Origin of the sequence: Erwinia tracheiphila, assembly GCF_021365465.1 — a bacterium.
GTDB lineage: Bacteria > Pseudomonadota > Gammaproteobacteria > Enterobacterales > Enterobacteriaceae > Erwinia > Erwinia tracheiphila.
Genome location: NZ_CP089932.1, coordinates 238,071 through 250,156 on the forward strand (window position 1 = coordinate 238,071; position 12,086 = coordinate 250,156).

Below are 12,086 nucleotides of genomic sequence, written 5' to 3' on the forward strand. Positions count from 1 at the left end.
ATACGTGTCTAATATAAGGAAATTATCATGGCACAAGATATGTTTATTAAAATCGATGGTATCGAAGGTGAATCCCTTGATGCTTCACACAAAAATGAAATTGAAGTACTTACCTGGCAATGGGATGTAGCACAGCATTCTAATATGCATAGCGGTTCTGGCGGCGGCTCTGGTAAGGCATCCGTTGCGGATTTTAGCTTTACCCATTATACCGATAAAGCAAGCCCGAACCTTTTAAGTTACTGTCTGACCGGTAAACATATAAAAAATATCGCTTTCGTGGTTCGTAAAGCAGGCGGTGAAGCGTTGGAATATCTGACCATTTCGTTCACCGACGCCATCATTACTCGTGTTGATATGGCAGGATCTTCTGATGATGAAACACGTCCGCGTGAACTGGTGAAATTCTCCTTCACTAAAGTAACACAGGACTACGTCATGCAGAATTCTGAAGGCAGCAAGTCTGGTGTTATTTCAGCCAGTTATGATGTTAAAGCTAACCAGAGCAGCTAACAGACGTTCGATCTGATAATCAAACTTGCCATCCTGTCGGTGGCAAGTTTTTTGCCTGAGTCATAATTTAAAAAGCCAGGATTTTACGGGAAACTACTTTTTTCTGTTCATTTTCCTGAGGTATAGCGTTATGTACCATGTAAAAAAAATAAACATAAATACCAAAATCCTTATTCGTTACATAATGGTTTGCATTCTCTCTGCCTTTTTGGCGGGATGTGGTTTTTCCTTGCCAGAGAAACAGCAGTCTGAGTCTGGTGCTATTAAAGTTACATTGAGCGCAGCAAAAGACATTAACCGTAATGAAAAGGGAGAGCCATCACCATTAAGTGTGGCTATTTACAGTTTAAAGTCACTGGATAATTTTGAGAACAGTGATTTCTTCTCAATTAATGATAATACTAATCCCGCTTTGAAAGATGAAACGGCGAAGGTTTATGAGGGAATACTAAAACCGGGCGAAACCAGGAAAGTCTCTGTTTCTCCAGATAGCGATGCCATCGCGCTTGGAATTACTGCAGCCTATCGGGAGATTGATAAAGCAGGCTGGAGTGAAGTTATTCCATTTGAAGAGAAAAATAAAAAAAAATCCTGGTGGCGAAAAATAGTACCGGGAGAAGAAATTACCTTAAGCGTGAAATTTAACACATTAGCAATCGCAATCGATAAAACGGACTGACCGATGAGAACAAATAAAGTCGTATGGAGTGAAGGCCTTTTTCTGCGACCTCAGCTCTTTCAGCAGCAGGAACGGTATTTAGAATATTATGCGCATAAACGCGCTGCGACGATAACCCCTTTTTTCTGGGGATATGCACATTATGATATAGATTTTGAGGCGCTATCTTACGGAAAACTCGTGTTACGTTCTGGAAGAGGTGTACTGCCCGATGGTACGCCGTTTGATATTCCAGACCATGCTGACCTTCCTGAGCCTCTAAATATCAGTCCGGATCATTTAGGGAAGATAATTTATCTGGCAGTGCCATTACGACTGGATAATAGAGATGAAACGATATTCGATTCCGGTGACTACGGCTCTCTCGCCCGCTTTTCTGCATTTGAAACAGAGTTAAGCGATACCAATTCAATTTGTCAGGGATCTAAACCCGTTCAGTTGGCCAGCCTGCGCCTGAAGCTGGTCGCTGAAAGTGAAATGACGGAGTCCTGGATAGGATTACCATTGGCCAGGGTCAAGGCGATTCAGCCTGATGGCAGTGTGCTACTCCATGTTGAAGATTATATTCCGCCGGTCACCGGTTACGCGGCTAATCGTCTGTTGACCGAATGGCTGACCCACCTTAATGGCCTGGTGAAGATGCGTGCGGAGATGCTGGCGGAGCGCTTATCAAGCAGTGATGGTAAAGCAAGCAGCAGCGCGGAAGTTGTTGATTATTTACTTTTGCAGATCTTCAACAAATATGAGCCCGTACTGGACCATCTAAGAAACATTCCTGAGCTTCCTCCCATTATGCTTTATCAGGAGCTGGCGAAGTTTTCCGGAGAATTATCAACGTTTATTCGTACTAAGACGCGCAGACCCAAAAGTGCACCAGGTTATGATCACGCAAGGCTCTATCAGTCAATTCGTCCACTGGTTGAAGAATTACATGACTTACTTAATCAGATTCTGGTCAGAGCGGGTCAGCTCATTACGCTGCACGCGAAAGGCAACGGCGTCTGGTCTGCTTCAGTCTTACCGGGCGAACTACGCACTTTCTCTAATCTGGTTCTTGCCGTAAATGCCCAACTGCCAATGGATGTTTTGCAACAGCAATTTTCTGCACAGACCAAAATCAGTGCACCACAGCAGTTGCATGAACTGGTCCGTTCTCACCTGCCTGGTCTGGTTCTACAGGCATTGCCTGTTCCGCCACGGCAAATCCCTTACCAGTCGGGATATGTCTATTTTGACCTACTTAAAAGCGGGCCTTTTTGGGATAAGATTTCTGGAACTGGTGCGTTGGCTCTTCATGTCGCGGGTGACTTTCCGGAACTGAAGATGGAGCTGTGGGGAGTCAGAAACTAATGAGCGAAGCAGGCCAGCCAGGGGGTACCGATTTTCCCGACCTGACGTCAGCACCCGAAGAAACGTTGACGTCGCAGGCACTGGGTAAGTTTTTGCTTGATGATCAGGCTGGTTATGACGCGCCTGATAATGTAGCAATGGCAAATATAGATAATGTCAAAACAGGAAATATTGGCAAAAATAAAAATTTATTGAAAAGTGATGGTGTTCAACAACGTGTATTAAAGGTTAAAGCAGCTGAAAATCCGTTATTAGAAGCGGTACAACCGTTATTACGTGTATTAAGTGATATGCCTGGGGCTATGTCGTCTTCAGAGCAGCCTGATGTGCTGAAAGAAATTCTCAAAAATGAAATTAATTTGTTTAGCGTGGTATGCGATGAGGTTGAAATCTCATGGAAGAAGATGGCTATAGTACGCTATTGCATATGTACGGCATTAGATGAAGCAGCATTAACTACCTCATGGGGTGCACAGTGGGGCTGGTCGCAAAGTAATATTCTTAACCATTTTGAAGGGGATAACGACGGCGGCAATAAATTCTTTCTGCTGGTAGGGCGTCTCTCGATGAATCCTCATGAATACGTTGATGTGCTCGAAATCTTATTACGTATTCTGGGATTGGGATTTGAAGGGCGTTACAGTATTCTTGAGGATGGTGACCGACAGCTGACCAAAATTCGTCAGCGTTTGCTGACAATTATTCAAAGTACAAAAGATTCGATGCCTGCGGCACTTTCACCCCATGGACAGGCCACTCGGGATAAAGTTAAAAAAGAGCGTTTGATTATACCCATTCGCGTAACGTTTTTACTTACCAGCGTTTTGGTGATATCAACCTATATCTGGTGTAAATACTGGCTGTCAAGACATGAGATTAATCTGCAGCAAAGAATATATGCCATGCAGCGGATAAACATCATTAAGCAACCAGCTGTTTCCAGATTAAGGCTTGCTATTCTGTTGAAAGAAGAAATAAAAAGAGAGCTGGTTAGCGTTGATGAAACTCAGGCTCAAAGTAAAGTTGTCATTCGCGGTGATTCAATTTTTCTGTCAGGATCGGAAAAGGTTCTTCCCGATATGGAGCCACTGCTAAAACGCATTGCCAAAGAGGTTCATCGCGTAAACGGCAAGGTAGTGATTGTTGGTCATACCGATTCGATACCCGTTAGAACAAAAGCATTTCCTGATAATAAAACGCTGTCTGAAAAACGTGCTGCCTGGGTTGCACGCTATTTCATTGCGGAAGGTATCGAACCGAAAAAAATCATATCTGAAGGTGTTGGGGATACTCAACCTGTCAGTAGTAACAAAGATAATCAGGGACGTGCGCAAAACAGGCGTGTGGAATTTTTTGTGACTTATTAATGAGTTAACTAATGTTTTATTTGAATAGACTTTTCTCACGGCGTTTCACTAAAGCGTTGATGGTCATTACTTTCTTCGCACTTCTTATTGCTGCAATCTGGTTTATTGGGCCTTTTCTTGGCTTTGGCGAAACGCGTCCTCTTGAAAGCATAGAGTCTCGCGTTATCTTTATACTGATTGCGTTACTCTGCCTGGTGGCACTTTGGTTTAATGCGCCATTTTTTCTTATCGTGGTTGCTACGGTATGCGGAATTGTCTGGGTAATTGGCCCCTATATATTTATAGGGGATGGCTATCCATTGGCAGATATGATGGCCCGGTTAATTGTTATTGGTGCTATATTTTTCCTTGCAATTATATATGGTGTCTGGAAATTATTATTGGCGTTAAGGAATAACCCAAAGTTACTTGATACCTTCTTCAGCAGTAAAGAGCATAAGCCCGAAGAACAGGTACATGAAATCAATGCTGTAATACGTGATGCGGTCGATTATATAAAGAAAACTAACAAAAATGCTCCTCTTATCCGGCGTCTCTTCCAGCCAAAAAAATCACTCAACGATCTTCCATGGTACATGGTCATTGGAGCCAAAGGTGCAGGAAAAACATCAGCAATTTTGAACTCCGGGCAAAGTTTTCCCCGGCCAGAGCAGCTGAGTCGCGTATGTAAAGAGAATGCATCCACTGAGAATTGTGAATGCTGGTTCGCTAATCAGGCATTATTTATTGATACCGCTGGAAAATATATTGATGAAGCTCACGGTGAATTATCCGAATGGAAAGGGCTGTTAAAATCTATTAGAAAATATCGCCCGGTAAAAGCGCTTAATGGCGTCATCGTTACCGTTTCTGTCTCTGACATCATGGGGCGAAACAAAGCAGAACTTTACGATATTTCATCAAAAATTCGTTCATGCCTTGACGATACGCGTAAGTCGCTTGGGGTGCATTTTCCGGTGTACGTGCTGGTGACCAAGTTGGATCAGCTACATGGATTTGCCGAATATTTCCGTATTCTGACTGAACAGGAGCGGGAACAAATTTGGGGCGTCACGTTTCCCTATGGCGATAACATGAAAACTGCCGTGGCAGAATTACGGACGCTGGTCGAGTCTGAACTCTCCTTGCTTGAGAATCGTATCGAAAGGAATATGACGATGCGTCAGCAGGAAGAATATGAAAATGGCGACAGAAAGAAAATGTATGCCTTGCCCCAGGATTTCAGATTACTGAACCAGGCAGTGATTGAAATATTGCAAAACATATTTTTTGTCTCGCGCTATGATGAAAGTCAAAGCCACACGTCTATGCGTGGGGTTTATTTCAGTAGTAGCCATCAGCCACAAAATAGCGTGATGATAAATAACTGTACGCTGATTCAGAAATGGCGAAATTTTATCACCAATCAAAGCCGCGAGCATCTTGCATGGTCAGCTTCAGTTCAGAAAGATACCGAGTTTTTGATAAAAGATATTTCTTATGGACGTCAGTATTTTCTCCGCGAGCTTTTTTCTGAGGTCATTGTTAAAGATGCCACCCTTGTAAGGCATAATCTTCGCGTGGTATCGAAATATCGGTTCCAGAACTTCTTTGGTCATTGCTTGTGTCTTATGGTTGGCGCGCTGTTACTTAATGGTTTTTATGAGAGCTATCATAATAATGGCGCTTATCTGGATGCGATTGATATCAAAGTCGGCAAACTGGAAAATAATGTGCAATCATTCTTAAAAACGACAAATCAAACGATGTTGCCGGTTTTATTGAATCTCGCACAGTATTTGCCTGAGTTTAGTAACCTGAATATCCAGGAGCCGGATTTAGACTACCGTTATGGTCTTTATGTCGGCAAGGAAATGGATCGGAATGCTGATGGTTTATATCACTTCTTTCTCAGAAAATTACTCTTTCCAATGATTGAAAGTGATTCACATAATGCACTGAGAACGGCGGTTGACGATGCTCAACCGGCAGAGGTTTATAACAAACTCAAGCTTTATCTGATGATTTCAGGTCAGGGACAATTCAATCTGGATTATGTGATCACCCATGTTACCGATGCCTGGGACAGTAGCGGAAAAATACAGCCCTATCAGGAAAGAAGTTTGTTTATGGCTCACCTGAGAAATCTGTTTAGCCAGCCATCCTGGCGAGAATATGGCGAAGAGGTAGATAAAACGCTGCTTACCGATGCCCGGGAATTACTCAATCGTAACCCCCACAGTGTGCGTTTATATGAACGAGTAAAATCGGCAATGCAGGCTGATGCGCCTGATAATCTTACGTTAAATAAAATAACTGATGAGCAGGCTGGGCAGATTTTTACTTCAACTGATTCCACTATGTTGGAAAAAGGGGTGCCGGGTCTGTTTACTTATAATGGCTATCACCAGATTTTTAAAAAAAAACTGAGCAGTGTTTTAAAAAAACTTGATGATGAAGATCGATGGATAATGGGAAACACGGCATCTGCCGCATCCCTTAAAATGTTACGTGCAGATCCGACCGCGGGTATTGTGGACCCAACAAAAGACACGCTGACCAGGCTGTATCTCCAGGAGTACACCCAAACCTGGCAAAAATTTTTGCAGAGTATTCGACTGAGATCGGATGGGCTGGACAACCAAAGCATGGGACTTTCTTTTGATATCTACATGATGCGCAAGTTGGTTTCCAGTAATTCACCCTTGATTAATCTGGCTAAAGTGGCGGTCAAGGAGACAACACTGGCAGCAGAGCAGCTGGAAAATTTGCTTAAAGGCCAGAATATTATTGCCAATAATCAGTTAATTGATGCCGCGTCAAAAGTAAACCTGGCGCTGGCGGCGCAGGAAAAAATAATACTCAGGCGAGGTGTTGATGACTACTTCGCTTCGCTTCGCGAATTTGTAGGTGGAGAAGCAGACGCTGTCGGCAGATCGGCTTCAGGAACCCGATTGGCGACAATCATTGATGTGCTGAACGAGCAATATACGCAACTGGTTATCTCTGACAGTGCCATTCAACAGGGTAATTTACCTGAGGTTTCTGATATTGGCCAGCGTCTGAGTGCTGAGTCTGCGGTATGGCCGGATCCTTTTAAATATATTATCGCTCCTTTATTGACCGGTGCCTACAAGCGAGTCAATTATCAGGTTGTCAGTAATGCCAATAAGACCATTGCTGCGAGTCTTGGTGAAGTGTGCCGTACGACTTTGCAGGGACGATATCCTTTTGTGGACACTACAGAGGAAGTCAGTCTGCGTGATTTCGAGCAATTTTTTGCAGTAGGTGGCATTGTTGATGATTACTTTATGAAGAACCTGGCGGATAAGGTTGATACCTCAACCAGACCCTGGCGTTATGAAAGAAACGTTGATGTCTCATCGTCAGAAGGACTGGGAATTTTTGAACTGACGCAGCAAATTCAAAAAGCTTTTTTTCAGAATGGTAACAATAAACTGGCGGTCAACTATACGGTGGCAATACCTTATATGTCACCGACGGTTAGCCAGTTAACGCTAAACTTTGACGGTAACATAATGACTTATGCCCACGGGCCGGTGATGCCAAAATCGTTTAACTGGCCTGGAAAACGCTCTGAATCCATTGTCAGCATGAGTTTAAAACCTCGCATTACATTAGAAGACAATGGGGTGACAAAAAAAGGGCCTTGGGCGTTGATGCGCTGGCTGGACACCGTTGAGGATATTGAAACGTCAGACACAGGTCAGCCTGTTCTTATATTTGATATGAATAATCGCCAGGTAAAAGTAGAAGTCACTGGGTTGACTTATAAAAATGAGTTGATTATTGATCTACTAAAAAATTTCAATTGTCCATGATGCGTCCAGAAAGACTGAACACTTATCGTTACTTTTAGCAGGATAGAAAACATGGATGTGTGTATATCGTTAACCGACACGGTTAAAAAGAGACGACTGTGGCAGCGATTTCAAAAAAAACAAAAAATAGCGGATGCATTATTAAATGATATTATCCCAAAGATTACGCCGACATTGTCGGGGCAGAATTTGCCGATAAATTATCCCTGGTGTTTTGTTATGCCCGCTAATAAAGACGGTTTTTGCTTTGGTGCTCTATTGCCTGTCGTGAGTCATCGGGAGATGAAAACTGTTTTTGCATTACACATCCATATTTCATATTCGGTTTTGTGTGAGAATATGAAGTCAAATCTTCACCTTGCATTCTGGCTTTCCAGAATACTTCATAGTTATCAGAAAGAACACATTGTGACTGGCACCAGAACTGATCTGAGAGAATGGGTAAAAACACTGGAACGTTCATTCTCACCTTTTTGGGAAAAGCTTCTGATAAATGAGCAGTTCAGGTTCAGGAATCGTTCGGAGTTATTACTTTCTTTTGAGGGAAAAGATGAAGGAAAAATAACCTGTGATAGTGGCGTTGACATTATGCCCTGGACAAACTGGCCGGGCTGCATTCGGACAGAAGGCAAAATATGGCTGTGGAGACAAAGCAGGTATGGACGAATAATTGATTCACAAACGATTTTATTGTAAGCGCAAGGAAGCCGCGGGTTGGCTGTTAATTAAATATGAATTTAGCAGGTAATTAATATGGCAACAATTTTAAGCAATTCGATACTGCCTCCTGGGTCCAGGACTATTACTTTAAGTAGTCCGGCAATGCCTCAATTGCTCGGTGAGCCAGCTTTAGTGCTCACAACACTGGAAGGTGAAGAAGCTTTTTCAACATTATATACGTACACGCTCACGGTAAAAACGCCCTCTAATACGCTTATTCCCTGGCAATCAGCCTCGAATGTTGATATTAAAGCGATGATTGGGAAGGAAATGACCGTCACTATCGAACTTGATGGTAACGGGCTTACCGAAATAATGGGAACGGGAAAAGGAACCCGTGAAATTTCTGGCCTTGTGCAGCAGGCTCGTTTCGTCGGTCGGGATGCGAATCAGGCTATTTTTGAAATTATCATCAGACCCTGGCTTTATCTGACCGAGCTGACATCAGATTTCAAGATATTCCAGCAAAAGAACACGGTAGAAATTATTGAAGAGGTACTCTCAGAATATAATTTTCCGGTCGAAAAACGGCTTACGGCTACTTACCCCTCGCTGGATTTTCAGGTGCAATATGGCGAAACGGATTTTAATTTCATTGAGCGCCTGATGGAAGAATGGGGGATCTACTGGTTTTATGAGCATGAAGGCCAGAAACACAAACTGGTGCTGGTCGATCATGTGGGTGCGCATAAGAAATCTGCCAGCGAGGCGTACCATATTATTCAGTATATGCCGTATGCCCCTAAGAGCGATGAGGAATATATCAGCAGTTTTGTCTCGCAGGAAACGATCGTCCCCGGAAAGTGGTATACCAATGATTACGACTTTACCAAATCACGTGCTGATATCTCCGCCATTGACAGTAAACCCAGAAATACCAGCTTCAATGAAATGGAGGTTTACCATTGGCCTGGCGATTACGATCAGCCCACTATCGGTGAGCAGTTGGCCAAAATCCGTATTGAAGAACGTGGGGCGGCAGGGTCCCGCGCGACCGGAGAAGGTGAACTGCGTGGAGTCGCCTGTGGCATCGTTTTCGAGTTGCAGGGTTACCCTGTGGAAAAAGCAAATCGTGAATATATGGTGATTTCCAGTCGGCTGGAAATTAGTGAGGTTGGCCAGCTTACTGGCATCGGAGAATTCAGCTACAAGAATAAATTTAGCGTCCAGCCCACATCCAAAATTTATCGCCACCCCCGGCTGGCTACCCGTCCTAAAACCAGTGGGCCGCAAACGGCGGTGGTGGTGGGGCCGGCAGGGGAAGATATATGGACTGACTCTTATGGCCGCATTAAGGTTCGTTTTTTGTGGGATCGCTATGGTGTGAATCGCGAAACGGATTCCTGCTGGATCCGCGTCAGTCAGCCGTGGGCGGGTAATAATTTTGGTGGTATATGCATTCCGCGTGTTGGCCACGAAGTTATTGTTGATTTTATTAATGGTGATCCGGACCGCCCTCTGGTATTGGGTAGTCTCTACAATAACGTCACCATGCCGCCTTGGGATCTTCCGGAAAATGCCACGCAAAGTGGTCTGGTTAGTCGCACGGTTGGCGGTGGTCGCACTAACTTCAACGGCATCCAGTTTGAAGATAAACCCGGCCAGGAGTATTACTGGGAACAGGCCGAGCGTGATATGTCGCGTCTGACCAAGCGCAATGAGGATCAGGTTATTGGTGAGAATCTGAACACAAAAGTGGGGTCCTCCAGAAGCACCTTTGTGGGCGCCGATGACACAACCAATGTGATTCGTAATCAAAGCCTTCTTGTAGGTGCGGGTCTTGGCATTACAGTCGGCGGCTCGCAATCGGATGTTGTCGGTGCAGTAAAAGCGGTTAATGTAGGTGGCGCTTATACTGTGGCGGTGGGCGGAGCGATGGCAGAGAATGTCGGCGGTGCATATAACCTGGCTGTCGGCGGGCCTCATACAAATGCCATTGGTGGCCCGCATACCATGACTGTGGGTGGGCCATTCGTGATGACCGCAGGCGGAGAAATGGTTATCACTGCGCCAAAAATAAAGCTGAATGCCAATCATATTGTTCTGCAGGCTGGCCAGATTGACTTGAATCCGGGTGATGGCTGTAACGGCGGCGGCGGCGGCGGCGGCGGCGGCGGCGGCGGTGCGGTAACAGGTTTGCCGGGACTGTCTGCTTTTGGTTTTATCGGTCTTGCATTACCCCTGCCGCCCTTTCCAAAGCCAAAGCCGCCAAAGCCAACTCCGCCCGAGCCAACTCCGCCTGAGCCAACTCCGCCCGAGCCAACTCCGCCCGAGCCAACTCCGCCCGAGCCAACTCCGCCCGAGCCAACTCCGCCCGAGCCAACTCCGCCCGAGCCAACTCCGCCTGAGCCAACTCCGCCCTCCGGCAGTGGTGGAGATTGGGGAGAGGAAGACTAGCTTCTTATCTTGCTGTTGAGAGCCAGTGAAAATGCTGATTGCAATGGAACAAGGTTAGCAGGCCATGCCATTGCATCAGCAGAGATCCTTATCAATTTTCTTTCAGTAAAAGGGAGTAAAAGTATGTCACAGAGTGCTGCCAGATTAGGGGATGCAACAGGCCATGGAGGAGCACTGGTAAGTGGATCGGGTAACGTTTTTATCAATGGTCTGTCGGCGGCTACAGTAGGGTTAAGTATTGCCCCATGCGCCTTATTGCATGGGGCTGCACCCGTTGCCTGCGGCTCGGGAACGGTATTTATTAACGGTTTTCCCGCTGCAAGATTGGGGGATATCACCGGCTGTGGTGCGCCGATCGTGAGCGGTTCCGGCGATGTTTTTATTGGTAACTGAATATGCGACTGTTAATGACCTGGCCCGATAACCAGCGAGTGTTTCAACTGGACAATTCCTGCATGGTTGAAAATGCGGTTTGTTTTAGCGTTGAACAGGGAACGTTTGGGCCACATACACCTGCTATTAATGAGGAGGTTGTTTATTTCTACAATACTGCCAGTGGCCCGGTCATTCTCAACAATTGTAAAGCGCTTATTTGCCGGATTGATGATACTGATATCAACTGGGGCCAGAAGCACCCGCTTCTTTTTGGTGTCTCACTGCAGCTGGGGCATTTCACTTTTCTGGTGGAATTAAATAATGAAGCCGTCGATGATGACGGGCTGCTTCACAATTTGTTTGGTGTACATTCTGAGAAAGAAAAAGCTGACTTAATTGTGCCAGAAGTAGAGGATATTTTGCCAAATGGCGGTCATTATACGGGCGATCTCCGTTACTTCAGCGAGGAGGGTTCAGAGTCAGACGTCGATATACTCAAAAAGCTTGAGGTTGAATACAAAAAGTTTCTGATATGGGGAGAGCAGAGCAGGCGTTTTTTTGACGAAAAAGCAGAGAATCAAAATAAGTTTTTTAACGAAGATCCTTATTTTGAACTGATCAGAGATGAGATGAAAACCAAAACAATGACCGAATGCATTGTTCATGCTCCTTCTCTTTTTCATGAAGTCTGGAAAGAGATAAATACGATGGATTATAGTGATGAACTGTTAGTTGATGATGAAAAAATAGATATTCTGAAATCACTGGCACCTGAAAATATTTCATCGAAAGAGAAAAAGCTTGTACCGGAGCTGGTTTTTCATGACTTATACAAAACAGGGCTGGACAGCCTTTATTAATTAA

At 44.7% G+C, this 12,086-nt stretch carries 9 protein-coding genes and 1 pseudogene; 9 read left to right on the forward strand and 1 reads right to left on the reverse strand.

What is annotated here, in order from left to right; translation table 11 throughout:
- The first annotated feature begins 27 nt into the window (after nucleotides 1-27).
- The 7 genes and pseudogenes from LU633_RS01190 to LU633_RS01220 all read left to right on the forward strand — a co-directional run.
- Entirely contained in the window at nucleotides 28-513 is a 486-nt protein-coding gene (locus tag LU633_RS01190; protein ID WP_016191453.1) for an Hcp family type VI secretion system effector, read from the forward strand.
- A 130-nt stretch (nucleotides 514-643) separates the two neighbouring features.
- Entirely contained in the window at nucleotides 644-1,192 is a 549-nt protein-coding gene (tssJ, locus tag LU633_RS01195) for a type VI secretion system lipoprotein TssJ (protein ID WP_046372127.1), read from the forward strand.
- 3 nt (nucleotides 1,193-1,195) lie between these two features.
- Complete coding sequence (gene tssK, locus LU633_RS01200) at nucleotides 1,196-2,542, forward strand: type VI secretion system baseplate subunit TssK (protein WP_016191451.1); 1,347 nt, start codon at nucleotides 1,196-1,198, stop codon at nucleotides 2,540-2,542.
- Nucleotides 2,542-3,909: a type VI secretion system protein TssL, long form gene (gene tssL / locus LU633_RS01205; RefSeq protein ID WP_016191450.1), complete on the forward strand. Its 1,368-nt coding sequence runs from the start codon at nucleotides 2,542-2,544 to the stop codon at nucleotides 3,907-3,909. Before tssK ends, tssL begins: the two co-directional genes overlap by 1 nt.
- A gap of 11 nt (nucleotides 3,910-3,920) precedes the next feature.
- Nucleotides 3,921-7,730, forward strand: coding sequence for a type VI secretion system membrane subunit TssM (tssM, locus tag LU633_RS01210; protein ID WP_016191449.1), 3,810 nt, complete (start codon nucleotides 3,921-3,923; stop codon nucleotides 7,728-7,730).
- A gap of 51 nt (nucleotides 7,731-7,781) precedes the next feature.
- Nucleotides 7,782-8,426 carry a hypothetical protein gene (locus LU633_RS01215; protein WP_052734722.1) on the forward strand — a complete coding sequence of 215 codons (645 nt, stop codon included), beginning with the start codon at nucleotides 7,782-7,784 and terminating at the stop codon, nucleotides 8,424-8,426.
- A 126-nt stretch (nucleotides 8,427-8,552) separates the two neighbouring features.
- Nucleotides 8,553-10,256: pseudogene (locus LU633_RS01220) on the forward strand (type VI secretion system Vgr family protein); the annotation flags it as partial.
- 355 nt (nucleotides 10,257-10,611) lie between these two features.
- Here the strand turns inward: LU633_RS01220 and LU633_RS26050 are convergent.
- On the reverse strand, nucleotides 10,612-10,803 hold the full coding sequence (locus tag LU633_RS26050) for a pentapeptide repeat-containing protein (RefSeq protein WP_407647020.1): 192 nt from the start codon (nucleotides 10,801-10,803) through the stop codon (nucleotides 10,612-10,614).
- Between the two features lie 167 nt (nucleotides 10,804-10,970).
- Between LU633_RS26050 and LU633_RS01225 the strand changes: the two genes are divergently transcribed.
- A complete protein-coding gene (locus LU633_RS01225; RefSeq protein WP_016191446.1) occupies nucleotides 10,971-11,240 on the forward strand; it encodes a PAAR domain-containing protein in 270 nt (89 codons plus the stop codon).
- Nucleotides 11,241-11,302: 62 nt separating this feature from the next.
- A complete protein-coding gene (locus LU633_RS01230) occupies nucleotides 11,303-12,082 on the forward strand; it encodes a TagK domain-containing protein (protein ID WP_157275236.1) in 780 nt (259 codons plus the stop codon).
- Nucleotides 12,083-12,086: the final 4 nt, after the last annotated feature.